Origin of the sequence: Ornithinimicrobium sp. CNJ-824, assembly GCF_001942405.1 — a bacterium.
In the GTDB taxonomy this organism is placed as follows: domain Bacteria; phylum Actinomycetota; class Actinomycetes; order Actinomycetales; family Dermatophilaceae; genus Ornithinicoccus; species Ornithinicoccus kibberensis.
The window spans coordinates 33,390-58,827 of the sequence record NZ_MKKA01000061.1 but is presented as its reverse complement, the minus strand read 5'-3'; the positions used below and the strand labels follow the sequence as shown (position 1 = coordinate 58,827).

Here is a 25,438-nt window from a genome sequence, read left to right as displayed (position 1 = left end):
AGCTGGAGGTGGGCCAGCTCGAGGTCGTGGACGAGGACGACGACTCCCGACGCTGACGGGGCGTCAGCTCCGCGCGGGAGACGGCCCGCGGTGGCGGGCGGTCCGTCAGCCCTGCGGCTCCTCCCCACCGGGGGGTGGGCCGGACGGCCGGCCCCGGCCCTCGGACGCGTGGACGGCAGGGCCGGGCACCTGCCCGGAAGCCGCTGCGCGCCCGGCGACCGGTCCGGCGGCGCTGCCTGAGCCCAGGAGCGTGAGGACCTCGTCGTGCAGCAGACCGTTCGTGGCCACGACGCTGGAGGCGCGCCGGGGGTCGCCATGGCCGACCGGCAGCCCCTCCGGGGTGCTCGTGCGCCCGCCGGCCTCGGCGACCAGGGCGCTGAGCGTCGAGGCCTGGAACCCGTCCATCCAGGCCGACAGGGCGACGTCGACCGCGCCGTCGGCGACGAGGGCGTGGCTCCAGAAGTCCCCGAACGCGCGCGTACGCCATACCCGGTCCGTGAGGCGGTCGAACCCCGCCCCGTGCGGACCGTGGGACCAGGCCGCCACCTCGTCGGCGGACACCGAGGCGTGCGCCAGGACCCGGGTGTCGCTGACATGCACCCGTGACGCCCGGGTCAGGGCACGGCCCGTCCAGGCCCCCGAGCCCATGCCCGCCCACCAGCGGCGGGACAGGGACGGTGCCGAGACCAGCCCCAGGACCGGCTCACCGGCGACGACGAGCGAGATCAGCGTCGCCCAGACGGGCACCCCCCGGACGTAGTTGGCGGTGCCGTCGACCGGGTCGAGCACCCAGCACCGCTCGCCCTGGCCCGTCTCCTCGTGGGCGCGGCCGACGACCCGGTCGCGCGGCCGGGTCCGCCCCAGCTGGTGGCGCAGAAGGTCCTCCAGCCGGGCCGTGGCCTGGGTGGACAGCGCGCCGTCGTCGCCCACCGACACCTGCAGGTCCGGGGATCCGAAGAGGTCGAGCGCCGTGCGTTCGACCGCGTCCGCAAGGACGTGGGCCAGGCGCAGGTCGTCGTCGTAGGCGGGCACCGGCCCACCGTAACCGCCTCCTGCGGCCTCAGCCGCGTTCCTCGCCGGAGCGGCTGCGCAGCAGCCGTCGCAGCGACCCGAGCCGTTCGACCCCGTGGGGCACCGACTCCCGCCTCACCCACTCGTCCAGCCCGCACGCCGGCTCGTCGTGGCTGCACCCGCGGGGGCACAGCGCGGTGCCCGGGGCCAGGTCCTCGAAGTGCTCGACGAACGTGGCCGGGTCGACGTGGCCCAGGCCGAACGACCGGACCCCCGGCGTGTCGACGACCCACCCGCCCCCGGCCAGCTCGAGGGCGACCGCGGACGAGGAGGTATGCCGTCCGCGCCCGGTCACCACGTTCACCGGGCCGGTGGCCCGGTCGGTGCCGGGGACGAGGGCGTTGACCACCGTCGACTTGCCGACGCCGGAGTGCCCGACGAGGACGCTCGTGCGCCCCGCCAGGTGCCGACCGATCTCCGCCACGCCGACGGCGTCGAGGGCCCCGTCCGAGGTTCCCCGGCTCACCACGTGCGGCACGTCCAGCGCGCGGTAGTGGGACAGGAACTCCTCCGGATCCCCCAGGTCGGCCTTCGTGAGCAGCAGGAGGGGGTCCATCCCCGCGTCGTAGGCGGCCACGAGGCACCGGTCCACCATCCGGGTGCGCGGCTCCGGGTCGGCCACCGCGGTGACGATGACGAGCTGGTCGGCGTTGGCCACGATGACCCGCTCCACGGTGTCGCTGTCGTCGGCGCTGCGGCGCAGCACGGTCCGCCGGTCCTCGACCCGGACGATGCGGGCCAGGGTGTCCGGGTCGCCGCTGGTGTCGCCCACCATGCCCACGACGTCACCGACCACGATCCGCGTGCGGCCCAGCTCCCGCGCCCGCATCGCGACCACGGTCCGGTCCTGCACCCGCACGGTGTACCGGCCCCGGTCCACCCCCACGACCACCCCGGTCACGGCGTCCTCGTGCGCCGGCCGGTCCTTGGACCGTGGTCGGGTGTTGCGGCGGGAGGGCCGTTCGCGCACGACCGACTCGTCCAGATGGTCGTAGCGGCCCATCAGACCTGCCTCCTGCCGGTGGCCACGGCCGTCTCCCAGACCTGGTCGAAACCGGGGAAGGTCTTGTCGGCGCAGGCCACGTCCTGCACCCGCACGTCCGCGACCACGGCCCCGACGACCGCGGCGAACATGGCCATCCGGTGGTCGTGGTAGGTCCTCAGCTCGGCCCCGTGGAGCGGTACGGGGTGGACCTCCAGCCCGTCGGCCAGCTCCCTGGCGTCACCGCCCAGGCGCCCGATCTCGGTGGTCAGGGCGGCCAGCCGGTCCGTCTCGTGTCCGCGCAGGTGCGCGACCCCACGGATCCGGCTCGGCGACCGGGCGAGCAGGCACAGGGCGGTGACCACGGGGGTGAGCTCCCCGACCTCCGACAGGTCCAGGTCCGCGCCCTCCAGCCGGCCCCCCGGCGGGCCGTGCACCGTCAGACCGTCGGAGTGTCGCGACGTCCTGGCCCCCATCCGCCCGAGGAGCTCCGGCAGCCGGTCCCCGGGCTGGGTGGTGGCGGACGGCCAGCCCTGGACCGTCACCTGCCCGCCCGTGGCCGCGGCCAGGGCCAGGAAGGGGGCGGCGGAGGACAGGTCCGGCTCGACCTGGACGTCCAGACCGTGGACCGGGCCGGGCTCGACGCGCCAGCTCGTCGGGCCGGGGCGGTCTACCCGCACCGAGGCCAGACGGAGCACCGCCTCGGTCATCTCCACGTGGGGCAGGCTCGGCAGGGCGGCGCCGACGTGCACGAGCTCCAGGCCGGTCGTGAAGCGGGGGGCGGCCAGCAGGAGCGCGGAGACGAACTGCGAGCTCGCCGAGGCGTCGATCCGGACCCGGCCTCCCGCCACGGCGCCGGCGCCCTGGACGGTGTAGGGCAGGGTGCCCCGGTCCCCGTCGTCGACCTGGACCCCCAGGTCCCGCAGCGCCTGCAGGACGGGCCCCACCGGGCGGGCGCGCGCGGAGGGGTGGCCGTCGAAGCGCACCGGGCCGTCCGCCAGGGCTGCGACGGGGGCCAGGAAACGCATGACGGTCCCGGCCTGGTGGCAGTCGACGGTCACGGAGCCGCGGAGCCGGTCCGGCGGCTCCACCCGCCACAGGTCGTCGCGGCGGTCGTCGACGTCGACACCGAGGGTGCGCAGCGCCTCGACCATGGCCAGGCTGTCCTGGGAGCGCAACGGACCATGCAGCACCGAGGGCCCGTCGGCGAGGGCGGCCAGCACCAGCCACCGGTTGGTCAGCGACTTGCTCCCGGGAACCTCGACCGCCGCGCGGACGGGCCCGGCGGCCTCGGGGGCCGCCCAGATCTGGGGGTGGGTCATCGCGGCGCGTCCTCGGGGTCGGGGGGCAGGGTGGCCAGCAGCCTACGGACGGCGTCCGTCAGCGCGGGCAGGTCCCGCGTGGCGGAGTGGGAGCCGGGGACCGGGACGACCGTGAGCCGCGGGTCGGTGACGGCGGCGACGACCTCCTCGGGCCGCCCGAACGGGTCGGCGCTCCCCTGGACCACCAGCGTGGGCAGGCCGGCCCGCACCGGCCCCGCCAGCTCCGGCGCGCGGGTGCGGTCCGGCCGCCCCGGGGGGTGCAGGGGGAAGGCGACGCAGACGACCGCGGCGACCCCGGGCCGCGGCGTGCCGTCGTCGAGGACCGCGGTGCGGCAGGCCACCCGGGCACCCGCGCTGCGACCCCCCAGCACCCACGGCCGGGGCAGCGGGTCGAGGCCGAGGCCCTCGTCCTCGGACAGGGCGCCCAGGACCTGCAGCCACGCCGCGTCCAGCCGCGGGGGCGCCGTGGCCACGCGTCGCCCGGCGACCCGCCACGGCTGGTCGACGAGGACCACGGTCCAGCCGTGGTCCGCCAGGGAGGTGAGGGCGAGCACGTCCAGGGTGTCGCGTCGGCCGCCCGCGCCGTGACCCAGCAGCAGGGTCCCGACGGGGGAGGGGGCGGGGAAGACCCGGACCCGCCCGGGACCCTCGTCCGTCGGGACCAGCTGCTCCGCCGCTCCGGCCGTGCCTGCCCTCACCGCCCGAGCACCTCTCCGGTGGCCGGGTCCACGGCACCCTCCAGCTGGTCCGCCGGGAGCGGCTCGACCAGGCCGGGTCCGTTGCTGCGGGACGAGTTGACCGCGGTGCTCACCGGCCAGGCCTGGAACCTGCCCGGGACGTTCGTCCCGTCGAGCAGCGCACGCACGTCGGCGGGGGAGGTCAGGCCGGGGTCGAGCCAGGCCTCCCACGCCTGCGGGTCGAGGGCCACCGGCTGCCGGTCGTGGATGCGGTGGAGCCCGGGCTCGGCGGCCGTGGTGACGATGGTGTAGGAGACGACCCAGGAGGACGGGTCGTCCGGAGCCGCGTCGGGCACCTTCCAGAACTCGTACAGCCCGGCGAGCGCGAGGGGGACGTCGTCGGCACGGCTGATGAAGAAGGGCTGCTTGCGCGGCCGTCCCCGGGCGTCCCGGGCCACCGGGCTCAGCTGCCACTCGTACCAGCCGTGACCGGGACGAGGCACCGTCGCCGGGCGGCGGCCGGGGCGAAGGCCCGCTTGTCCAGGACGGTCTCGGCGCGCGCGTTGGTCATCCGCGTGCCGCCCGAGGGGTCCTTGGCCCACGAGGGCACCAGGCCCCACGTCAGCAGGCGCAGCTGCCTTACCGGCTGCGCGTCCTCACCCCCACCTCGCGGGGCCCGGGTCAGGACGACCGGTGCCTGCTTGGTCGGGGCGACGTTGTGGTCGGGGCGCCCCGGCGGCGGCTGCTGCGGCGAGCGCAGCAGGCTGCGGGACGGCTGGTCGGTGGCGTCCAGCACCACCTCGTAGGCCTCCACGAGCTCCTCCGGGTGGGCGGTGGCCGCATACCTGCCGCACATGGCTGCCCGTCACCTCACTGCTGGTAGCTGGCCAGGAAGTTGCCCATCCGCTCCAGCGCTGCGCGCAGGTCCACGCTCCACGGGAGGGTCACGATCCGCAGGTGGTCCGGGGTGGGCCAGTTGAACCCGGTGCCGTGGACCACGAGGATCTTCTCCTGCTCCAGCAGGTCCAGGCACAGCTGGACGTCGTCCCGGATCTCGTGCACGTCCGGGTCCAGCCGCGGGAAGACGTAGAGGGCGCCCTGCGGCTCGACGACCGAGACCCCCTCCATCCGGCCCAGCATCGAGACGGCGACGTCGCGCTGCTGGGTCAGCCGACCCTCGGGGGCGATGAGCTCGTCGATGCTCTGGTGCCCAGAGACGGCCACCTGGATCGCGTGCTGGGCGGGGACGTTGGGGCACAGGCGTGTGGAGGCCAGCAGCTCGATGCCCTCCAGGAAGCCCCTGGCGTGGTGCGTGGGCCCGGTGATGGCGACCCAGCCCGCCCGGTAGCCGGCGACCCGGTAGGTCTTCGACAGGCCGTTGAACGTCAGGCACAGCAGGTCGGGCGCCAGCGCCGCGATCGAGGTGTGCCGGGCGCCGTCGTAGAGGATGCGGTCGTAGATCTCGTCGGCCATGAGCAGCAGCGAGTGCTCGCGGGCGAGCTGGGCGATCTGCTCGAGCACCTCGCGGGAGTAGACCGCCCCCGTGGGGTTGTTGGGGTTGATGACGACGATCGCCTTCGTCCGCGGGGTGATCCGGCTGCGGATGTCCTCGACCGAGGGGTTCCAGCCGTCCTGCTCGTCGCACAGGTAGTGCACCGGGGTCCCCCCGGCCAGCGAGGTGGCAGCGGTCCACAGCGGGTAGTCGGGGGCCGGGACCAGCACCTCGTCGCCGGGGTCCAGCAGGGCCTGCAGCGTCATCATGATCAGCTCCGAGACGCCGTTGCCCAGGTAGACGTGGTCCACGTCGAGGTCCGGGAACCCCGGTTCCTCCTGGTAGCGCGACACGACGGCGCGGCGGGCGGAGAGGATCCCCTTGGACTCGGAGTAGCCCTGGGCGGTCGGCAGGGCGGCGATCATGTCCTGCAGGATCGTGTCCGGGGCCTCGAAGCCGAAGGGCGCCGGGTTGCCGATGTTGAGCTTGAGGATGCGGTGGCCCTCGGCCTCCAGCTGCGCCGCGCGGGCGGCGACCGGGCCGCGGATCTCGTAGAGGACGTTCTGCAGCTTGACCGGCTGGGTCAGCTCGCGAAGGGGGTGGTGGCGGACGCTGGGGTTCACGGGACCATCGTCGCACCCCGCAGCGGGTACCCTGCCAGGGCACTGGACGCGGTGGCGCCCCGACCACCCGGTGCTCGGATCCGGAGGAGGTGGCCCGATGAGAAGGCTCCAGGACGTCGGACTGCTGCTGCTGGTGCTGGTCGCCGGGGTGCTCACCGCGCTGACGTTCACGTCCGTGACCGGCCCCGCGCCCGACCGTGGGCCGACCGACCCCTCGTCCGAGGGCGGACCGACCGGGCCGGTGGGGCTCGTGGCGGACCTCTCGGCGGTGACCTCGGGGGCGCCCGGGGACACGACCGGTGGAACCGCCGACGAGGCCGCCGCGACGGGGGCCGGCCGACCACCGGACCTCGACGCCGTGCGGGACGTCCTGGCCGACGGGGCGCCCGTCGTCGTCGCCGCGCTGGGGGACTCCACCGGCAACGAGACGTGGGAGTGGGTCCACGAGTGGGGTCGGACCCTGGCCTCGGACCGGCCGGTCGAGGTCGTCTCCTGGAACGAGTGGACCGAGGACGGTTACATCGACCCGGTGGAGCTGGGCCCGGGGCAGGACGGCGGGACGGTGACGCTGTATGCGGGCCACCAGTCGGGTGCCGGTGCCGCCTATCCCGCCGGCCGTCTGGAGACGTTGGTGCCCGAGGAGCCGGACCTGGTCATCCTCAACTACGGCCACAACGACACCGTGGACAGCGTGCGGTCGGGCACCGCGGACACGCTCGAGGCTCTCCGGCAGCGCTTCGGTGGCGGGCTGCCGGTCGTCGTCACGCTGCAGCAGCCGCAGGCCGACGACGCCAACGCCGAGGTCCGCGCCGCGCTCGCCGACCTGGCCGCGGCCGAGGGCCTGCCCACCATCGACGTCGCGGCCGCGTTCGAGGCGACGGGGGACCCGGCGGCCCTGCTCGTTGACACGGTCCACCCGGACGAGGACGGGGCCGCGCTGTGGGCCCGCACGGTGGACGGGACGCTGACCGGTCCCTGAGCCGCCGGGAATGCTCCGGCCGGGCGGGCCGTTGCCGACAACGAACCGACCCAGGCAGGAGGAAGCCGGTGCTGATCACCACCCACGCCCCGGGCGAGCGGACGGGCGCGAGCGCGCTGGTGGCCGACGTCGGGCTAGGCTGGACGTCGATGGACACCCACCAGCCCACGATCGAGGAGCTCGAGGCTCAGGCGCTCGCCGAGGCCGACGCCACGGTCGACGTCGAGAACGAGACCGACCAGGAGCGCGTCGCCCGGTTCGAGCGCGAGGCCATGCCCCTGCTCGACCAGATGTACTCCGCCGCCCTGCGGACGACCCGCAACCCCACGGACGCGGAGGACCTGGTGCAGGAGACCTATGCCAAGGCCTTCGCGGCGTTCCACCAGTACCGTCCCGGCACGAACCTCAAGGCCTGGATGTACCGCATCCTCACCAACACCTACATCAACACCTACCGCAAGAAGCAGCGGCAGCCGTTGGAGTCGGACGCGGCCGAGGTCGAGGACTATCAGCTGGCCCGGGCCGCCTCGCACAGCTCCAAGGGGCTCCGGTCGGCCGAGACGGAGGCCCTGGACCACCTGCCGGACAGCGACGTCACCAAGGCGCTGGCCTCGATCGGGGAGGACTTCCGGCTCGCGGTCTACCTGGCCGACGTGGAGGGGTTCTCCTACAAGGAGATCGCCGAGATCATGGACACGCCCATCGGCACCGTGATGTCCCGGCTGCACCGGGGGCGCAAGCAGCTGCGGGAGCTGCTCACCGACTACGCCGTCGAGCGTGGCGTCATCTCCTCCCCCGAGGAGGCCCGGCGATGAACCACCACGAGGAGAACCGTCCGGCGCGCGGTCCGGCCGACTGCGCCGACGTGGTGCTCAGGCTGTTCGAGTTCGTCGACAACGAGGCGGGCCCGGTGGACCAGGCCCGCATCCGGGAGCACCTGGACGAGTGCGGCTCGTGTCTGGCGGAGTACGAGCGCGACCTGCTGCTCAAGGCGCTTGTGCGTCGGGCGTGCGCCTGCGAGCCGGCGCCGGCGGCCCTGCGCACGCAGATCCTCACCCGGATCACGACCACGTCGGTCACCGTCGTGCGGGACCGTCGGGACCGCTGACCAAGCCCTGCGGAACGGCCCGGGACGCGGCAGGAGGGCCGGTCCCCGTCGGGGGTCCGGCCCTCCTGCGCGCCTACCGGTCAGGCGTTGGGCTTGCGGCCGTGGTTGGCGGCCTTCTTCTTGCGGTCACGACGCTTGCGGGCTCGCTTGCTCATGGTGGCCTCCTGGGGATGAGGGACGGGACGGTCGGCCTCCGGCCGGTCACGGCAGGGGTGGCGACGAGCCATCATCGCACACGCGATCCTCAGGACCCACGAAGACTGTGATCTGGATCACACGTTGGGTAAAGGCTTGCTAAAGTTCGTCCGCCGCCGGGCCAGACGGCAGGAAGGTCGGCCCGCGGTGTGGGACAGTGGCCCCACGGTCTCCCCCTGACCGTCACCCCCGGGTGTCCCCACGGGACACGGACGAAAGGACCCCCGACATGTACCAGCTCCTCACCGCTCTCCTCTCCTCCTTCGGCGGCAACGTCATCGACGTGGTCTCCTGGGAGGACTGACGAAGCACACCCCTGCGACGCGGGGCCGACGTGGGGGCGTCGGCCCCGCGTCCGCGCGGGTGGATCTCTACATCCTCCTGCTCGGCGTCCTGGCCACCGCCGTCTGCTGGTGGGGATGGACCCGGGCGGGAGGGGCCGGCCCCCCGGACCCGGTGGTCGTGCTGGCCCTCGCGGTCCTCGGGGTCGCCGGGGTGGCCCTCCGCGAGCGCGACCTCGGGCCGCACCTGGGGGTCTCCGTGGCGATGGTCGTGCTCGCGGCCGCTCTGCCACTGGCCGGACCGTCGGGGGCCGTCCTCGTCGGTGGGGTCTCCTACGCACTGGACCCACGCCGAACCCGCTGGCGGACGAGGTTCTTCAACGTCGCCATGACGGGCTTCCTCGGCGCCGCCGGTGGGCTGGTCTACCTTGCGCTGGGAGGGGTCCGGGTCCAGGGGGCGGACCCGGTCGACCCTCCCGGCCTGCTGCTGAGGGTGGGTCTGCCGCTGCTGCTCGCCTACGCCGCGATGACGGGCCTCAACGCGGTGGCCATCGCCTTGATGTCGCACTTCATGAAGGGCACAGCCGTCCCGGGGATGGTGGCCCGTGTGCTGCGCAGCTGGGGTGGGGCTACCTGTCGCACGTGGTGATCGCCTTCCTCTTCGCGGTGCTGTGGGGGCCGGCCCGCCTCGGGGCCCTCAGCGCCCTCTTCGTGCTCGGGCCGCTCCTCGTCGCGCACTGGTCGATCGGCCGGGAGGTGGCTGCCCGTCGTGAGCACCAGGAGACGGTGACCACCTTCGTGGCCACCCTGGAGAAGGCTGAGCCCACCTCCGTGGGACACAGCGCCCGGGTCGCGGAGCTCGTGGACCGGATGGCTCCCGCCCTGGGGATCCGAGGTCAGGCGGCCGACGACCTGCACTACGCGGCCCTGGTGCACGACATCGGCATGGTCGCCGTCCGACCGGGACTGCACGGCGGGGGAGACGCGGACCCGGAGCCGGCCGGACGCCTCAGCCTGCTCAGCAGCCACCCGGTGGCGGGGGTGGACGTCCTTCGTGGGCTGGACTTCCTCACCGGGGCGCTGCCCGCGGTGCGCCACCACCACGAGCGGATGGACGGCCGCGGCTATCCCGACGGGCTGCGGGGGGAAGAGATCCCCATTGCCGCCCGGGTCATCGCCGTGGCCGACGCGTTCGACGCATTGACGGTGGACCGCGGGCACGGGACGGGTGACCGGGACGCCGCCGTGGCGGAGCTGCGGCGGCGGGCCGGGAGTCACCTGGACCCCGCCGTCGTCGAGGTGCTGGCCGGCACCGTCGTGGGGACCGCGGCGGGTGGGAGCAGCCCGACGACCCATGGCACCGCCGGGACCGGGTCCCCCGTCCTCGACCCACTGCCCGCGGACGGGTGGGTCGATCACGACGACCCCCGCATCAGCGACGTCTTCGCCGAATGGCAGCCCGAGGGTGCGGAGCGCCAGCCATGACCCTCACCGTGGGGACAGCGCTCGTCGTGCTGGCCGTCATGATCCTGGGGGAGACCTGGCGGGTGGCCGCGCCCGGTGCCGTGCGCGACGCCCCCCTGGCCCAGGCGACCGGCATCGCGGCCGCCGTGTCCACCGCCTGGCCCGCCTCCGGGGACCCCCCCGTGGGGCTGACCGGCCTGCTCGGGCCTGCGTCCCTGGCCACCGGGGCGGTCCTGATCGTCGCGGTGGCCCGGAGATCGACGGCCGGCCTCGGGCCCGACCTTGCCCGGGCCGTCGGCACCGTCCTCGTGGCCGGTGTGCTGGCCCGCGTGGCCGGCCCCGACGGCAGCACCCTGCTCGAGGGGACCGCACGACCAGGGTCCCGCAGCGGGCTGGTGGCCCTGCTGCTGCTGTCCGTAGCGGTCGCCACCGTCGCCGTGCCGGTGGCCGGCCGCTCGGTCCTGCGGGCCCGGGCCGAGCGGGTGTCCGTCCTCGCCGCGCTGGCGGACGACCTGGGGCGGCACGGGCTGCTCGCCCTGGCCACGGCCTCGACCGCCGCCGTCATGGCACTGTCGATGCACGTGCTCGGGCCGGTGGCGCTGGTGCTGTTCCTCGTGCCCCTGGGCGTCCTGCAGACCGCCGTCTCCCGCCAGCGGACGATCCGGGCGGCCCAGCGCCAGACCCTGTTCGCGCTGGCCCGGCTGACCGACCAGGCGGGCCTCACCGCACGCGGGCACGCCTACCGCGTCGCCACCCTCGCCGTGCCCGTGGCGCGGGAGGTGGGGGTCCCGGACCCCGACCTGGCAGACGTGGAGGCGGTCGCGCTGCTGCACGACGTCGGGCAGGTCGGTCTGCGCCGACCCGTCCCCGGCGGGGCGACCGTCGAGGTCTCCCCGCGGGACCAGCGCCGGATCGCCGGGACGGGGGCGGCCATCCTGGCCCGCACGGCACAGCTCTCGCGGCTCGCCGCCGCCGTCGCCGACGTCGGGCTGCCCCACCACCGGGCCGTGGCGCGGGGCGACGTGCTTCCCGCAGCCCGCGTGGTCCGGGTGGTCTCGGCCTACGACGACCTCGTCCAGGGGGCGACGGGGCCCGACGAGCCGGTGGAGGCGCTCTCCCGGCTCCTGCGCAGCACGCCGCACGAGTACGACCCCGAGGTGGTGGAGGCGCTCGTACGGCACCTGGTCCGGCGTGGACGGCTCACCTCCTCCGCCGCGGACCGGCTCACCCGGGTGGGGTGAACGGCGGGCGGGTGGACCGGCCTCGCGGGCCCGGGTGGCCCGCAGCGGCTAGCCTGGGTCCGTGCTCCTGGCGATCGACACCTCCACGACGACCGTCGGCGCGGCCCTGCACGACGGGAGCACGGTGCTCGCCCGCGCCGTGAGCGAGGACGCACGCAGGCACGGGGAGCTGCTGGCCCCCGCCGTCCGCCGGGTCCTGCAGGACGCCGGTGTCGACCGCACCAGGCTGACCCGGATCGTGGTCGGCGTCGGCCCGGGCCCGTTCACGGGTCTGCGGGTCGGTGTGGTGACCGGGCTCGTCATGGCCCACGCGCTGGGGCTGCCCGCCCCCGACGGGGTCTGCTCGCTCGACGCCCTCGCCCACGGGGTCGTCGGACGCCACGAGGGGCCGCTGCTGGTGGCGACCGACGCGCGGCGCAAGGAGGTCTACTGGGCCGTCTACGAGGTGGGCGGCCGGGCCGCCCGGCGGATCCAGGGGCCGGGGGTCTCCCGGGCCGCCGACCTGCCCGAGGAGGTGCGGCACCTGCCCACCGTGGGGCGGGGGTCCTCGCTCTACCCCGACGACCTGCCCAGTCCGCTCGTCCACGCGGCCGGGGACGTCGACCCCGGGGTGCTGGCGACCCTGGCGCAGGGCCTGCTGAGCGGGGAGCACCCCGACGCGGGGACCGCCCTGCTGCCGCCCGAGCCGCTGTACCTGCGCCGCCCGGACGCGGTCGCCGGCGGGGGGCGACGGCCGTGACCGGGTCGACGACCCTGCGGGCGGCCGGCTGGCGCGACCTCGCCGCCATGGCGCGGCTGGAGCGTCGGTGCTTCCCGACCGACGCGTGGTCCGCGGCCACCTTCTGGTCCGAGCTGGCCGGCCGGCCGACCCGTTCCTACTGGGTGCTGACAGGGCCGGTCGCGAGCGGGACGGGCGGGGCCGTCGAGGATGAGCAGGTCCTCGGGTACGCAGGGATGAGCTCGGACGGGGAGACCGCGGACGCATGACGCTCGCCGTGGGTCCCCAGGTGCGGGGACGGGGCTGGGGGAGCCGCCTGCTGGAACGTCTGCACGACCACGCCCGCGACTCGGGCGCCGGTGCGATGATGCTGGAGGTGCGGGCCGACAACCCCGCGGCCCGTCACCTGTACGCGGCGGCGGGCTACGAGCAGGTCGGCCTGCGGCGGGGCTACTACCGGTCCGCCGACGGCGGCTCCGCCGTCGATGCCCTGGTCCTGAGGAAGGAGCTGTCGCTGCCGTGACCGAACCACTCGTGCTGGGCATCGAGACGAGCTGCGACGAGACCGGGGTGGGTCTCGTCCGGGGAGGGACCCTGCTCTTCGACGCGATCGCCAGCAGCGTCGACGAGCACGCCCGGTTCGGAGGGGTCGTCCCCGAGGTGGCCAGCCGTGCCCACCTCGAGGCGATGGTGCCGACCATCGAGCGGGCCTGCCGGGAGGCGGGAGTGCGGCTCCAGGACGTCGATGCGGTCGCCGTCACCGCCGGTCCGGGCCTGGCCGGTGCCCTGCTCGTCGGCGTGGCGGCGGCCAAGGCCCTCGCGGTGGCCCTCGACCGGCCGATCTACGGGGTCAACCACCTGGCCGCGCACGTGGCCGTCGACGTCGTCGAGCACGGGCCCCTGCCCGAGCCCACCATGGGCCTGCTCGTCAGCGGAGGGCACTCCAACCTGCTCCTGGTCCCCGACGTCACCTCCGACATCCGCTCGCTGGGCGCGACGATCGACGACGCGGCGGGCGAGGCCTTCGACAAGGTGGCCCGGCTGCTGGGCCTGCCCTTCCCCGGTGGACCGCACATCGACCGGGCCGCGCGGGAGGGCGACCAGGTGGCCATCGACTTCCCCCGGGGGCTGACCTCCGGGCGGGACCTGCAGCGGCACCGCTTCGACTACTCCTTCTCCGGCCTCAAGACGGCCGTGGCGCGATGGGTCCAGGCGCGCGAGCAGGCGGGGGAGCCGGTGCCGGTCGCGGACGTGGCCGCCAGCTTCCAGGAGGCGGTCGTGGACGTCCTGACGCGCAAGGCGGTGCTGGCCTGCACCGAGCACGGGGTGGACGACCTGCTCATCGGCGGGGGGGTCGCGGCCAACAGCCGGTTGCGGGCCCTGGCCCAGGAGCGGTGCGACGCGGCCGGCATCCGGTTGCGCGTGCCCCGGCCGGGCCTGTGCACCGACAACGGGGCGATGGTCGCGGCCCTGGGCGCCCAGATGGTGCAGAGAGGACGGACCCCGTCGGACCTCGACCTGCCGGCGGACTCGTCCCAGCCGGTCGAGCTCGTCCAGTCCGGCGTCGGCGCGGGTCACTCCCACCCCTGACGGGCAGGACCGCCCCGCCCGCTCCCCGTGCGCCGGTCAGGGGACGGGGACGGGCTCCACGGCGAGGACGGCCGGACGGCCCGCCACACGGGTGAGGACGAGGACGACCTCGGGGCCCTCCCCGCTGAGCCGGAGCTCGGTGCGGAACGCCCCGGGGTCGACCCCGACGCCCCTCTTCTTGAGGGTGACCCGGCCCGCGCCCCGCGCCCGCAGCCAGGCCCGCACCGGGCGGGCCCTGAGGGGAAGGACATCCTGGACCGCGTACCACCGTGCCCAGGGAAGGGGGTGCACCCTCCCGGCCGTCACGTAGCCGACGCCGGTGTCCAGCTCGGCGCCGTCCACGGTCGCCGCCAGCGCGCCGGTCAGACGGGCCGCGACGACGGCGCGGTCGGGCTCGGCGAGGAACGGCCCGACCGACCGGGCGTCGACCAGCACCCCCGGGTCCTGCTCCGGAGGCCGGACGACGTGCCACCGGACCGCGGCGTCCCCGGACGACCCCGCACCGGGGGAGGTTCCGACGACCGCCGACCGGCCGGTGGCCCCGGCGGCGCCGCCCCACCAGAGGGCGCACTCCAGCACGTCCCCGTCGAGGGAGACCCACTCCGCCTCCACCCCGTCGGGCACCTCGGAGACGGGGAACCCGGGGGAGAGCTTGGTCCCCGCGGCGGCCGCCCGGCGCGAGACGAGCTGCACGTGCTCCCAGGACGGCGACAGCTCGGCGAGCCGGGACCGGCGTCGGGTGCGTCCGTGCACGTCCGCCACCCCGGGCGATCGACGTGCGGGGTCGAACCACACACCGTCGTCCGGTTCCGGCGTCACGGATCCCGCGTCCGCCAGGACGACACGAGCCCGTGGGTGGCCGGAGAGGTTGGCACGGGCGGCCGCGACCACCGCGGGATCGCGGTCCAGCGCCGTCACCTCCAGACCGGCCCCGGCCAGGGCGATGGCGTCCAGCCCCAGCCCGCAGCCGAGGTCCCACACGTGCCCGACGCCCGACGCCGCGAAGCGCTCCGCGTGCCGGACCGCCACCGCCGGCCGGGTGGCCTGCTCCAGGCCGTCCTCGGTCAGCAGCAACGTCTCCGCCAGGTCGCCCAGGCGGCGGCGCGCCCGGGCCCGGAGCCGGGCCTGGGTGAGGGCCGCGGCGACCACCTCGGCGGGCACCCCCTGGTCCCGCAGACGGGCGGTCAGCGCCAGCACGGCGTCCTCGTCGTAGGGCGGGAGCCCGTCCAGCACCGCGCGACCGGGCCCGGCGTGCAGGTCGGTGAGCAGTGCCGCCGCCCGGCGGCCGGGGTCCTCGTCCTCCTGCTGCACGCACCCATTGTGGCCCCGGCCCCCCGGTGGAGGTGTCCGGGCCAGTAGATTGCGCGCATGGACCGTGTGCTCGACCCCGAGTTCCGGGCCTTGCTGCGGCGGGGCCGACGGGTGGCGGTGCGCGCGGTCGGCTGGGCCCTCACGGCCCAGTTCGGCCTGGCGGCCGGCGTCGTCGCGGCCGACGAGCTGCGGAAGCGGCGCAGCCCCAGGAGCGAGCACCAGGCCCCCGCCGACGACCCCCGGCATACCACCGTCGGCCAGGACGAGATCACCACCTACACCTACGGGGAGGTCCTCTACGAGGACATGCTGGAGGCCATCGACGAGGCCCAGCACTTCGTCTACCTGGCCTCCTACATCTGGAAGGGCGACCAGGTCGGGCAGCGGTTCAAGGACGCGGTGGTCCGGGCCGCCGGACGTGGCGTGCTCGTCTGCGTCGTCTACGACGGGTTCGCCAACCTGGTCGTGCCGTCGGCCTTCAAGAAGTTCCCCCGCGGGGTCCACGTCCTGGGGTTCCCGGTCATCCGCTCGGGCATCCCCCTGGTGGACGTCCGCCGCACCGGGCGCGACCACCGCAAGATCCTCGTCGTGGACGGGACGGTGGGGTTCGTCGGCGGGTACAACATCGGTTCCCTCTACGCCACCGAGTGGCGCGACACCCACCTGCGGGTGCGGGGGCCGGGCGTGTGGGAGCTGCAGAACTCCTTCGTCGACTTCTGGAACCGGCACCACCGTCGCGGTCTGCCGGATCTGCCGGACAGCGGGTCCGGTCACTGGAACCCCTCGGTGCGGGCCGCCCGCAACGAGCCGAGCCGACTCATCTACCCGGTCCGGGCCCTCTACCTGGAGGCGATGGACCGGGCGCAGCACCGGGTCTGGATCACCCAGGGGTACTTCATCCCCGACAAGGAGATCCTGGAGGGGCTGCTCGCCGCGGCACGCCGCGGGGTGGACGTCCGGGTCATCCTGCCCGAGTGGTCCAACCACGTGCTGGCCGACGTCGTGGCCCGCTCCTACTGGGCCACGCTCCTCGAGGGCGGGGTGCACCTGCACCTCTACCGCAACGTCATGGTGCACGCCAAGACGGCGACCGTCGACGGCGAGTGGGCCACGGTCGGCACGGCCAACATCGACCGGCTGTCGTTGCGCGGCAACTACGAGATCAACATGGAGATCGTGGACCCGGCCCAGGCCGGCCGCATGGAGGAGATCTTCCGCCGGGACCTGGAGGCGTGCCGCGAGCTGACGCTGGAGGAGTGGCAGGAGCGGCCCCGTTACTACCACCTCCTGGAACAAGCCCTGCGGCCGCTCGAGCCGCTGCTCTGACGCCCGTCCTGGCACTCGGCTTGACCGAGTGCTAAGGACGTGCCTAGATTCGTCCTTAGCACTCTCGGTACGCAAGTGCCAGCACGTTCGGCCGACCCCCGCGACGGCGACCGGGCGCGCAGGGAGTGATGTCCGCACCACGACCGCACCGGCCGGGGACCCCCGGTCGGCCCCATGCAAAGGAAGGTAACCGTGTCGGTTTCCATCAAGCCGCTCGAGGACCGCATCGTCGTCAAGGCCGTCGAGGCCGAGCAGACCACCGCCTCCGGTCTGGTCATCCCGGACACCGCCAAGGAGAAGCCCCAGGAGGGCGAGGTCCTGGCCGTGGGCCCGGGCCGCTGGAACGAGGACGGCGACGAGCGGGTCCCCATGGACGTCCAGGTCGCGACCGCGTCATCTACAGCAAGTACGGCGGCACCGAGATCAAGCACGGGGGCGACGAGTACCTGATCCTCTCCGCCCGCGACGTGCTCGCCGTCGTCGGCTGACACACCCGGTGAGGACCCGTACCCGCCCGGCCCGCCGCGGCTCGGCACGGCCCGGGTCCAGAACGACCGGCGTCGCCGGCCAGCGCACGGACCGGCCCCGCCCGACCCGCCCCCGCGGCGCGGTGGGGCGGGGCCGCGTGCGTCCCCACCCCATACCCCGAAAGGAGCTGTGCGCCGATGGCCAAGCAGCTTGAGTTCAACGACAACGCCCGCAAGGCGCTGGAGCGAGGCGTGGACGCCCTCGCCAACGCCGTCAAGGTCACGCTGGGCCCCAAGGGCCGCAACGTCGTCCTCGACAAGAAGTGGGGCGCGCCGACCATCACCAACGACGGTGTGACCATCGCCCGCGAGGTCGAGCTGGAGGACCCCTACGAGAACCTGGGTGCCCAGCTGGCCAAGGAGGTCGCCACCAAGACCAACGACATCGCCGGCGACGGCACCACCACCGCGACCGTGCTCGCCCAGGCGATGGTCCACCAGGGCCTGCGCAACGTCGCCGCGGGTGCCGGGCCGGCCGCGCTCAAGCGTGGCATCGACCAGGCGGTGGCCGCGATCAACGACCGCCTGCTCGAGACGGCGCGGGAGCTGGAGGGCCGGGACGAGATCGCCCAGGTCGCCGGCCTGTCCGCGCAGGACCCGGAGATCGGTGAGCTCATCGCCGACGCCTTCGACAAGGTGGGCAAGGACGGCGTCATCACGGTGGAGGAGTCCTCCACCACCGCGATGGAGCTGGACTTCACCGAGGGGATGCAGTTCGACAAGGGCTACCTCTCGCCCTACTTCGTCAGCGACGCCGACCGCATGGAGGCCGTCCTCGAGGATGCGCTGATCCTGCTCCACCAGGGCAAGATCTCCGCGGTCGCCGACCTGCTGCCGCTGCTGGAGAAGGTCGTGGGCGCGGGCAAGCCGCTGCTGATCATCGCCGAGGACATCGAGGGCGAGGCCCTGTCCACGCTGGTGGTCAACAAGATCCGGGGCACCTTCAACGCGGTCGCGGTGAAGGCTCCCGGGTTCGGCGACCGGCGCAAGGCGATGCTCCAGGACATGGCGATCCTCACCGGCGGCCAGGTCGTCGCCGAGGAGGTCGGCCTCAAGCTCGACCAGGTCGGCCTGGAGGTGCTGGGCACCGCCCGGCGCGTGGTCTCCACCAAGGACTCGACGACGATCGTCGAGGGCGGCGGGGACAACGACGCGGTCGCCGACCGGGTGTCGCAGCTGCAGCGCGAGGCCGAGGCCTCCGACAGCGACTGGGACCGGGAGAAGCTGCAGGAGCGGATCGCCAAGCTGGCCGGTGGCGTCTGCGTCATCAAGGTCGGGTCCTACACCGAGGTCGAGCTCAAGGAGAAGAAGCACCGGATCGAGGACGCGGTGTCCGCCACGCGCGCCGCGATCGAGGAGGGCATCGTCGCCGGCGGGGGCTCGGCCCTGGTCCACGCGGCCTCGGCCGTCGACGACCTCCAGCTCGAGGGCGACGAGGCCGTCGGCGCCCAGGTGGTGCGTCGCGCGGTCGCGGAGCCGCTGCGCTGGATCGCCGAGAACGCCGGGCTGCAGGGATACGTGGCCACGACCAGGGTCGCCGAGATGGCTCCCGGGCAGGGGCTCAACGCAGCCACCGGGGAGTACGGCGACCTGTTCGCCGCCGGTGTGATCGACCCGGTCAAGGTGACCCGGTCGGCGCTGCGCAACGCCGCCTCCATCGCCGCCATGGTGCTGACCACGGACACCCTTGTCGTGGAGAAGCCCGAGGAGGACGAGGACGACCACGGGCACGGCCACAGCCACTGACGCCTGACGTCCGCACGACGAAGGCCCCCGCCCGGGACACCGGGTGGGGGCCTTCGTCATGGGGCGACCCCCGTCGGGCCGGCGTCCAGGGCTGCCACGCCCGGTGACAGCGGCGCCGTCAGGCCCCGGCGGCGTCCTCCTGGGCGTAGTAGGCCTGGCGCTCGTCCTCGGTCATCCCGCCCCACACCCCGTAGGGCTCCCGGGCCGCCAGGGCGTGCTCCCGGCACCGCACCAGCACGGGGCAGGTGGCGCACACCTCCTTGGCCCGTTCGTCGCGTCGGCGGCGGGCAGGCCCGCGTTCGCCCTCGGGATGGAAGAACACCTCCGGGCTCGCGGTGCGGCAGGCCCCCTCGAACTGCCACTCCCACAGGTCGGCGACAGGACCCGGCTGGTGGACGGTCTCCGCCACGTTTCTCTCCTCCCGGGAGCACGCTGCAGCGTGTGGCCCCCCTGGTGTGCACAATAGCCTCACCACGGTTTATACCCGATCAAGGTATGCCCAGGGTAAAGTCGCTCCACGGCTCCCCCCTGGGGGTGGGACCGGCCCGTGGGCCAGGCAAGGAGGTGGGGACAGATGTCGTCGTCTCCCGTGCCCTGGGGTCGGGCCTCGGAGACGGGGCACGGCCCGTCGCGGCGGGCCGGTGGCTCGGCAGGGGGCAGGACGGTGATGGCCGTGGCGACGGATCCGGGCGCGCTCGAGGACTGCACGCCCCAGGCCGGGTCGGTGTCCCTGACGACGAGGGCACGTGAGGGGGACGAGGGGGCCCGGGAGGAGCTGCTCGCCGGCGTGCACCGCCTGGCCCTGCGCTATGCCCGGGCCAGGCTCGGGACGTACCCGGCCGCGGCCGAGCTGGCGGCCGACGTCGCCCAGGAGGTGTGCATGGCGGTGCTCACCGCGTTGCCCGCCTACGACGACCGGGGGGTGCCGTTCGAGGCGTTCGTCTACCGGATCGCCGCGCACAAGGTCGCGGACGCCCAGCGGGCGCACGCGAGAGGACCCGTGACGACGGACGTGCACGACGAGGCCTGGCCCCGTGAGCTGGTCGGGTCCGCCGAGGACGACGTCCTGGCCGCCGACGAGGCCTCCCGCGTGCGGGACGTGCTGTCGAGCCTGTCGGAGAAGCACCAGGAGGTGCTCATCCTGCGCGTCGCCGTGGGCCTGAGCGCCCGCGAGACGGCCGAGGTGATCGGGTCGACCCCCGGGGCCGTGCGGGTCCTGCAGCACCGGGCCCTCGCGGCGCTGCGCGACCGGTGGGAGGCAGGGTGAGATGACGAGCGTGGACGACCTCCTGCGCACCGACCACCTCCTGGATGCCCTGGGCCAGCGGCGGGCCGAGGGGTGCGGCTCCGACCCCGCGGCCCGGGCGCTCCTCGCGCTGGCTGTCGACGTCGACCCTGGGCCGGCCGAGGGTCGGGCAGCCGCCCCGACGAGGGGCCGGACCGGGGCGGACCGTCGCCCCGCCGTCCCGGTCGCCGGGCCCCGCCGACCGACGGGTCGGCGGCGGTGGCTGGGCGGAGCCAGCCTGGCCGCGGCTCTCATCGCCGGTTCGTCCCTGGCGGCGGCCGTCACCTCGGTGGACCGTCCTGGCTGGGGCACGGCGGACGACACCTCGGCGGTGAACGTCCGTCCACCGGTGGCGACCGGCCCGTCCACGGGCGCCCTCGCGCCCGTGACCGGGCGGTGGTCCCTCCTGCCGCCCGGCGCGGCCGACGCGGATGACGCCGAGGCGTCGGCCGCGGACGGTGCGGATGGTTCGTCGCAGGCCGGCGTCGCCCTGGGGCGGGGCGACGGCGTCGAGAAGCGGAGCGCTCCGGCGGTGCGCCCCGAGGAACCGGTCGCCGACGCCGCCCCCGTGTCGACGCCCGACGAACCCGCGCGGCGGACCGTGCCGGACCATCACGGTGTGCTGCTCGCCCCACCGTCGGACGTCCCGCCGGCCGCGACCGTCCCGGCGCTCTTGCTACCGGCGTCCCCGCCGCAGGAGCCGGGGGAGCCCGAGGACGCAGCGCCGGCCGACCCAGGCCCCTCGGCCGCCACGCAGGTGGCACCCCCGGTAGCGCCTCTGCGGGACAGCACGGCCCCGGCCGCCCGGCACTGCCGGCCGTGCCGGCGGATCCGGCCGACCCCGGGGGGCCCGGCGTCCCGGCCGAGCCGGCGCACCCGGCCGAGCCGGCCGACGCGGCCCTGCTCTCCACCCAGTCCGTGCCGGCGCCACCCCCCGGCCGTGACCCGACACGGGACCGCGGGCCGGCAGTCCCGACCGCCCCGGGGCGTCCCGCCGTGCAGGACCCGTCGGGCGAGCGAGGTGGGTCGGAACCCCCGGCCACCCCCGGCCGTGCCGAACCGGTGACCCCCGTGGAGCCCGGGGGAGCCGGCCGCCCGGTGGTCGAGGCGGAGCCCGAGACCGGGCCGGGCACCGGCGCCGAGGCGGAGCCCGAGACCGGGCCGGGCGCCGGTGCCGAGGTGGACCCCGAGATGGCCCCCGGTGCCGGGACCGAGGACGGGCCCGTGCCGGAGGAGCCCGGGCCCAAGGAGCCGCTCCGGCCGACGGACACGAGCCCGCCGGCGGGGACGGACGACCAGCAGGCCGGCGGGAACGACGACTCCGTCTCGCCGTCCGGGTCGACCGGGCGGGTCGGGACCGACGCCGGCGGCGCTCTAGGATTCGGTCCATGAGCCTGGTCGACGACAGCAGCCCCGTGCCCCCGGCCTTCGCCCAGGTGGGGCTCACCTACGACGACGTCCTCCTGCTGCCCGGCGAGACCGACCTCACCCCCGACGAGATCGACACCACCAGCCGGATGACCCGTGAGATCTCCCTCCGGGTCCCCCTCGTCTCAGCCGCCATGGACACCGTCACCGAGGCGCGGATGGCGATCGCCATGGCACGCCAGGGAGGCATCGGGATCCTGCACCGCAACCTCTCGGTCGCCGACCAGGCCGACCAGGTCGACATGGTCAAGCGCACGCAGACGGGTCGCATCACCAACCCCATCACCATCGGCCCCGACGCCACCCTGGAGGACCTCGACCACGTCTGCGGCACCTACCGGGTGTCCGGGCTGCCGGTGGTCGACGAGGACGGCCGGCTGCTGGGCATCTGCACGAACCGGGACCTGCGGTTCACCCCCGTGGCCGAGTGGGAGCGGACCCTCGTGCGCGACGTGATGACGCACACCCCCCTGGTCACCGCGCCGGGGGACGTCTCCCGGGAGGAGGCCACCCGGATCCTGCGGGCGCACAAGCGGGAGCGTCTCCCGCTCGTCGACGACGACGGACGGCTCGTCGGGCTGATCACCGTCAAGGACTTCGTGAAGTCCGAGCAGTACCCGCGGGCCAGCAAGGACGGCCAGGGGCGCCTGCTCGTCGGCGCGGCCATCGGCTACTTCGGCGACGCCTGGGAGCGCGCCGGCACCCTGGTCGAGGCCGGCGTGGACGTCCTCGTGGCGGACACCGCGCACGGACACGTCCGGCTGCTCACCGAGATGGTCCGGCGGCTCAAGTCCGATCCGGCGACCCGGCACGTCCAGGTGGTCGGGGGCAACGTGGCCACGGCAGCGGGGGCGCGGGCCTTCGTCGAGGCCGGGGCCGACGCCGTCAAGGTGGGCGTGGGTCCCGGGGCCATCTGCACCACCCGGGTCGTCACCGGGGTCGGCGCACCCCAGCTCACCGCGGTCCACGAGGCGGCGGCCGCCGCCCGGGAGCACGGCGTCCCCGTGATCGCCGACGGCGGGCTGAAGTACTCCGGCGACATCGCCAAGGCGCTGGCGGCCGGGGCCGAGACGGTGATGATGGGTTCCATGCTCGCCGGCTGCGAGGAGGGCCCGGGGGAGCTGATCCTGGTCAACGGCAAGCAGTTCAAGAGCTACCGCGGGATGGGCTCGCTCGGCGCCATGAGCTCGCGGGGGCAGCAGTCCTTCTCCAAGGACCGCTACTTCCAGGCCGAGGTCGCCAGCGACGAGCACCTCGTGCCCGAGGGGGTCGAGGGCAAGGTCCCCTACAAGGGCGCGGTCAGCGCCGTCGTGCACCAGATGGTGGGAGGCCTCAAGCAGGCCATGTTCTACGTGGGCGCCCGCACGGTGCCCGAGCTGCAGGAGAAAGGCAGGTTCGTCCGGATCACCCAGGCCAGCCTGCAGGAGTCGCACCCGCACGACATCGAGCTGACCGCGGAGGCGCCGAACTACACCCGGTGATCCAGCGTGTGCGGTCCGGGGCACGCCTCCTCTCTGGGTAGCCTGGGCGGGTGAGCGAGATCGAGATCGGCCGGGGCAAGCGTGGGCGTCGTGCCTACACCTTCGACGACATCGCGGTCGTCCCCTCCCGGCGCACCCGGGACCCGGAGGAGGTCTCCATCTCCTGGCAGATCGACGCCTACCACTTCGAGCTGCCCGTCCTGGCCGCCCCGATGGACTCGGTGTCCTCCCCGTCGACGGCGGTGCAGATGGGCCGGCTGGGCGGGCTGGGCGTGCTCGACCTCGAAGGTCTGTGGACCCGCTACGAGGACCCGTCCGCGGCGCTCGCCGAGATCGCCTCGCTGGACCCGGCCCGGACGACCGCCAGGATGCGCGAGCTGTACGACGCGCCGATCCGGCCCGAGCTGATCACCGAACGCCTGCGGTCGATCCGGGAGGCGGGGGTCACCGTGGCCGGTTCGCTCTCCCCGCAGCGCACCCAGCAGTTCTGGAAGGTGGTCGTCGACGCGGGGGTCGACCTGTTCGTCATCCGGGGGACCACGGTGTCCGCCGAGCACGTGTCCGGCCGCGCCGAGCCGCTGAACCTCAAGCGGTTCATCTACGAGCTGGACGTCCCCGTGGTCGTCGGCGGTGCGGGGACCTACACGGCCGCGCTGCACCTGATGCGCACCGGTGCCGCCGGCGTGCTCGTGGGCTTCGGCGGTGGGTCGGCCCACCGCACCCGGACCAGCCTGGGCATCCACGCGCCGGCGGCCACCGCGATCGCCGACGTCGCCGCGGCCCGCCGCGACTACCTCGACGAGTCCGGGGGGCGCTACGTGCACGTCATCGCCGACGGCGGGGCGAGCAACTCGGGGGAGATCGTCAAGGCCGTGGCCTGCGGCGCCGACGCCGTCATGCTCGGCGCCGCCCTGGCCCGGGCCTCGGAGGCGCCGGGAGGCGGCTTCCACTGGGGCCCGGAGGCCCACCACCCGCAGCTCCCGCGGGGGGAGCGGGTGGACGTGGGCACGGTCGGCACCCTCGAGGAGATCCTCGTCGGGCCCGCGACCGCGGCCGACGGCACGACCAACATGATGGGCGCCCTGCGTAGGGCCATGGCCACGACGGGGTACACGGACCTGAAGGAGTTCCAGCGCGTGGAAGTTGTGGTGGCCCCCTATGGCAACTGAGGACGTCAACGGCCGGCACCGTCCCGGACCCGGGGGACTGCGGGTCCGGACGGACCCGGTCTACGTGCGTCGTCGGCGGGCCGTCGCCGCCGGTGTCGGGGTCCTGCTCCTCGTGCTCGTCGTCTGGCTGGCCGTGTGGCTGGCCGGGCGCGACGAGGCGGACGCCGCCGGTGGTCAGGATGCCCCTGGGGTGGCGGCCCCGGCCCCCGCCCCCGGGGACGAGACGTCGGACGGCGACGCGGCGACCGGGGACACCGGGGCGAAGGCCGACGAGACGGAGGCCGACGACGAGGCACCCACGAGCGAGGGGCCACCGCCGATCTGGCAGCGGGAGCCGGTGCCCAACGAGCTGCCCAGCGACACCACGGCCATGGAGTCGGTGGACTACCTCACCGGCGGAATGACGCCCAAGTCGGTGATGTCCTCCGACCACGGCCTGATGATCGCCAACAACATGATGTACTCCCACACCTCGACGGTGTTCGACTCCGTCACCCGGGAGCAGGTCGCCGTCCTGGACGACGCGCTGGACCTGTCCGAGTTCGGCGTCGAGGGACACCCGGGCGTCTCCCAGGGCTCCCCGGTGGAGGCCGTCTGGACCGCCGACGGCCGCTACGCCTACGTCTCCCAGTACACGATGTACGGCGAGAACTTCGGGGTCCAGGGCTTCGACGCCTGCACCCAGGACAGCGGCGTGGGCCCCTCCTTCCTCTACCGGTTCGACGCCGAGGAGATGGCCTGGGACCAGGTGATCAAGGTGGGGGCGGTGCCCAAGTACCTGGAGATCACCCCCGACCAGTCGACGATCCTCGTCTCCAACTGGTGCGACGCCAGCATCTCGGTCGTGGACGTCGAGAAGGCCGAGGAGACCAAGGTCATCGACGTCAACGAGTCGCCGCGCGGCATCGCCATCATGCCGGACAGCAACACCGCCTACGTCGTGGCGATGTACGCCCAGTCGCTGTTCAAGATCGACATCGAGGCGGGCACGAGCGAGCTGGTCATGAACACCACGCTGCGGCCCCGGCACCTCAACCTCACCGAGGACGGGTCGACGCTCTACATGACCGTGAGCTCGGCGAACACGATCTACAAGATCGACACCGCCACCGACGAGATCGTCGACGAGGTCTCGCCGGGCCTGGAACCCCGCAGCGTGACCATGTCGCCGGACGAGACGGCGCTCTACGTGGTGAACTACAACGAGGCCACGGTCGCCAAGATCCGCACCTCCGACATGACCGTCATCGACAAGCGCAACGTGGACGCCGACCCCATCGGGATCGACTACGACCCGGTCACCAACACGGTGTGGGTCGCCTGCTACAACGGGTCCATCTACGTCTTCGACGACCAGAGCACGCCGCTGTAGCCCGGGCCACGGGGCTCCGCCCGCCCGCGGGCGATGGTCGGTCCGGGTGG

At 74.4% G+C, this 25,438-nt stretch carries 26 protein-coding genes and 2 pseudogenes; 19 read left to right on the top strand and 9 right to left on the bottom strand.

Annotation, left to right across the window (positions count from 1 at the left end):
- Window positions 1-105: 105 nt before the first annotated feature.
- The 6 genes and pseudogenes from BJF81_RS15670 to BJF81_RS15645 all read right to left on the bottom strand — a co-directional run bounded on the left by BJF81_RS15670 (window position 106) and on the right by BJF81_RS15645 (window position 6,167).
- Entirely contained in the window at window positions 106-1,032 is a 927-nt protein-coding gene (locus BJF81_RS15670) for an inositol monophosphatase family protein (RefSeq protein ID WP_075959116.1), read from the bottom strand.
- Between the two features lie 28 nt (window positions 1,033-1,060).
- Window positions 1,061-2,074, bottom strand: coding sequence for a ribosome small subunit-dependent GTPase A (gene rsgA / locus BJF81_RS15665; RefSeq protein ID WP_075959115.1), 1,014 nt, complete (start codon window positions 2,072-2,074; stop codon window positions 1,061-1,063).
- On the bottom strand, window positions 2,074-3,375 hold the full coding sequence (aroA, locus tag BJF81_RS15660; protein ID WP_075959114.1) for a 3-phosphoshikimate 1-carboxyvinyltransferase: 1,302 nt from the start codon (window positions 3,373-3,375) through the stop codon (window positions 2,074-2,076). Before aroA ends, rsgA begins: the two co-directional genes overlap by 1 nt.
- Window positions 3,372-4,073, bottom strand: a complete 702-nt coding sequence (locus BJF81_RS15655) for an alpha/beta hydrolase family protein (RefSeq protein WP_075959113.1) — start codon at window positions 4,071-4,073, stop codon at window positions 3,372-3,374. The genes aroA and BJF81_RS15655 overlap by 4 nt, the downstream gene beginning before the upstream one ends.
- Window positions 4,070-4,908, bottom strand: a pseudogene (locus tag BJF81_RS15650) (SOS response-associated peptidase). Before BJF81_RS15650 ends, BJF81_RS15655 begins: the two are co-directional and overlap by 4 nt.
- Before the next feature lie 14 nt (window positions 4,909-4,922).
- On the bottom strand, window positions 4,923-6,167 hold the full coding sequence (locus tag BJF81_RS15645; protein WP_075959112.1) for a pyridoxal phosphate-dependent aminotransferase: 1,245 nt from the start codon (window positions 6,165-6,167) through the stop codon (window positions 4,923-4,925).
- Window positions 6,168-6,264: 97 nt separating this feature from the next.
- Here BJF81_RS15645 and BJF81_RS15640 point away from each other — a divergent pair, with 97 nt between their 5' ends.
- The 3 genes from BJF81_RS15640 (at window position 6,265) to rsrA (ending at window position 8,254) form a co-directional block, all read left to right on the top strand.
- Entirely contained in the window at window positions 6,265-7,146 is an 882-nt protein-coding gene (locus BJF81_RS15640) for an SGNH/GDSL hydrolase family protein (protein WP_075959111.1), read from the top strand.
- A gap of 149 nt (window positions 7,147-7,295) precedes the next feature.
- A complete protein-coding gene (locus BJF81_RS15635) occupies window positions 7,296-7,961 on the top strand; it encodes a sigma-70 family RNA polymerase sigma factor (protein ID WP_075959165.1) in 666 nt (221 codons plus the stop codon).
- Window positions 7,958-8,254 (top strand): mycothiol system anti-sigma-R factor, encoded by a 297-nt coding sequence (gene rsrA / locus BJF81_RS15630; RefSeq protein ID WP_075959110.1) that lies wholly within the window; start codon window positions 7,958-7,960, stop codon window positions 8,252-8,254. The genes BJF81_RS15635 and rsrA overlap by 4 nt, the downstream gene beginning before the upstream one ends.
- 80 nt (window positions 8,255-8,334) lie before the next feature.
- Here rsrA and BJF81_RS21685 read toward each other — a convergent pair whose 3' ends face one another.
- On the bottom strand, window positions 8,335-8,409 hold the full coding sequence (locus BJF81_RS21685; protein WP_373288732.1) for a 50S ribosomal protein bL37: 75 nt from the start codon (window positions 8,407-8,409) through the stop codon (window positions 8,335-8,337).
- Between the two features lie 403 nt (window positions 8,410-8,812).
- Here BJF81_RS21685 and BJF81_RS20050 point away from each other — a divergent pair, with 403 nt between their 5' ends.
- The 7 genes from BJF81_RS20050 (at window position 8,813) to tsaD (ending at window position 13,743) form a co-directional block, all read left to right on the top strand.
- Complete coding sequence (locus BJF81_RS20050) at window positions 8,813-9,379, top strand: hypothetical protein (protein ID WP_075959109.1); 567 nt, start codon at window positions 8,813-8,815, stop codon at window positions 9,377-9,379.
- Entirely contained in the window at window positions 9,373-10,215 is an 843-nt protein-coding gene (locus BJF81_RS20045; protein ID WP_075959108.1) for an HD-GYP domain-containing protein, read from the top strand. Before BJF81_RS20050 ends, BJF81_RS20045 begins: the two co-directional genes overlap by 7 nt.
- Complete coding sequence (locus BJF81_RS15615; protein WP_075959107.1) at window positions 10,212-11,435, top strand: HD-GYP domain-containing protein; 1,224 nt, start codon at window positions 10,212-10,214, stop codon at window positions 11,433-11,435. The genes BJF81_RS20045 and BJF81_RS15615 overlap by 4 nt, the downstream gene beginning before the upstream one ends.
- A 61-nt stretch (window positions 11,436-11,496) precedes the next feature.
- On the top strand, window positions 11,497-12,174 hold the full coding sequence (tsaB, locus tag BJF81_RS15610; protein ID WP_075959106.1) for a tRNA (adenosine(37)-N6)-threonylcarbamoyltransferase complex dimerization subunit type 1 TsaB: 678 nt from the start codon (window positions 11,497-11,499) through the stop codon (window positions 12,172-12,174).
- Window positions 12,171-12,422, top strand: coding sequence for a hypothetical protein (locus BJF81_RS20040; RefSeq protein ID WP_075959105.1), 252 nt, complete (start codon window positions 12,171-12,173; stop codon window positions 12,420-12,422). Before tsaB ends, BJF81_RS20040 begins: the two co-directional genes overlap by 4 nt.
- Window positions 12,419-12,676, top strand: a complete 258-nt coding sequence (locus tag BJF81_RS20035) for a GNAT family N-acetyltransferase (protein ID WP_075959104.1) — start codon at window positions 12,419-12,421, stop codon at window positions 12,674-12,676. The genes BJF81_RS20040 and BJF81_RS20035 overlap by 4 nt, the downstream gene beginning before the upstream one ends.
- Window positions 12,673-13,743 carry a tRNA (adenosine(37)-N6)-threonylcarbamoyltransferase complex transferase subunit TsaD gene (gene tsaD, locus BJF81_RS15595; RefSeq protein ID WP_075959103.1) on the top strand — a complete coding sequence of 357 codons (1,071 nt, stop codon included), beginning with the start codon at window positions 12,673-12,675 and terminating at the stop codon, window positions 13,741-13,743. Before BJF81_RS20035 ends, tsaD begins: the two co-directional genes overlap by 4 nt.
- Before the next feature lie 36 nt (window positions 13,744-13,779).
- On the opposite strand, the gene BJF81_RS15590 is transcribed toward tsaD, so the two are convergent.
- A complete protein-coding gene (locus BJF81_RS15590; protein ID WP_075959102.1) occupies window positions 13,780-15,054 on the bottom strand; it encodes a class I SAM-dependent methyltransferase in 1,275 nt (424 codons plus the stop codon).
- Window positions 15,055-15,111: 57 nt separating this feature from the next.
- Here BJF81_RS15590 and BJF81_RS15585 point away from each other — a divergent pair, with 57 nt between their 5' ends.
- The 3 genes and pseudogenes from BJF81_RS15585 to groL all read left to right on the top strand — a co-directional run bounded on the left by BJF81_RS15585 (window position 15,112) and on the right by groL (window position 18,653).
- Window positions 15,112-16,380: a phospholipase D-like domain-containing protein gene (locus tag BJF81_RS15585; RefSeq protein WP_143780904.1), complete on the top strand. Its 1,269-nt coding sequence runs from the start codon at window positions 15,112-15,114 to the stop codon at window positions 16,378-16,380.
- Window positions 16,381-16,572: 192 nt separating this feature from the next.
- Window positions 16,573-16,868: pseudogene (gene groES, locus BJF81_RS15580) on the top strand (co-chaperone GroES).
- A 177-nt stretch (window positions 16,869-17,045) separates the two neighbouring features.
- Window positions 17,046-18,653, top strand: a complete 1,608-nt coding sequence (groL, locus tag BJF81_RS15575; RefSeq protein ID WP_075959101.1) for a chaperonin GroEL — start codon at window positions 17,046-17,048, stop codon at window positions 18,651-18,653.
- 118 nt (window positions 18,654-18,771) lie between these two features.
- On the opposite strand, the gene BJF81_RS15570 is transcribed toward groL, so the two are convergent.
- Window positions 18,772-19,062: a WhiB family transcriptional regulator gene (locus tag BJF81_RS15570; RefSeq protein ID WP_075959100.1), complete on the bottom strand. Its 291-nt coding sequence runs from the start codon at window positions 19,060-19,062 to the stop codon at window positions 18,772-18,774.
- 258 nt (window positions 19,063-19,320) lie between these two features.
- Between BJF81_RS15570 and BJF81_RS15565 the strand changes: the two genes are divergently transcribed.
- From BJF81_RS15565 to BJF81_RS15540, 6 genes are read left to right on the top strand one after another with little or no spacing between them, the layout of a single operon-like run.
- Window positions 19,321-19,920 carry a sigma-70 family RNA polymerase sigma factor gene (locus BJF81_RS15565; protein ID WP_075959099.1) on the top strand — a complete coding sequence of 200 codons (600 nt, stop codon included), beginning with the start codon at window positions 19,321-19,323 and terminating at the stop codon, window positions 19,918-19,920.
- A 1-nt stretch (window position 19,921) separates the two neighbouring features.
- Window positions 19,922-21,004, top strand: coding sequence for a hypothetical protein (locus BJF81_RS18200; RefSeq protein WP_075959098.1), 1,083 nt, complete (start codon window positions 19,922-19,924; stop codon window positions 21,002-21,004).
- Window positions 21,005-21,009: 5 nt separating this feature from the next.
- The gene (locus BJF81_RS17775; protein ID WP_143780903.1) at window positions 21,010-21,330 is read left to right on the top strand and encodes a hypothetical protein; all 321 of its coding nucleotides are present in this window, start codon (window positions 21,010-21,012) and stop codon (window positions 21,328-21,330) included.
- The gene (guaB, locus tag BJF81_RS15550; RefSeq protein ID WP_075959096.1) at window positions 21,327-22,847 is read left to right on the top strand and encodes an IMP dehydrogenase; all 1,521 of its coding nucleotides are present in this window, start codon (window positions 21,327-21,329) and stop codon (window positions 22,845-22,847) included. The genes BJF81_RS17775 and guaB overlap by 4 nt, the downstream gene beginning before the upstream one ends.
- A gap of 50 nt (window positions 22,848-22,897) precedes the next feature.
- Window positions 22,898-24,016, top strand: a complete 1,119-nt coding sequence (locus tag BJF81_RS15545; protein WP_075959095.1) for a GuaB3 family IMP dehydrogenase-related protein — start codon at window positions 22,898-22,900, stop codon at window positions 24,014-24,016.
- Window positions 24,006-25,388: a YncE family protein gene (locus tag BJF81_RS15540; protein ID WP_075959094.1), complete on the top strand. Its 1,383-nt coding sequence runs from the start codon at window positions 24,006-24,008 to the stop codon at window positions 25,386-25,388. Before BJF81_RS15545 ends, BJF81_RS15540 begins: the two co-directional genes overlap by 11 nt.
- The last annotated feature ends 50 nt before the right edge of the window (window positions 25,389-25,438 follow it).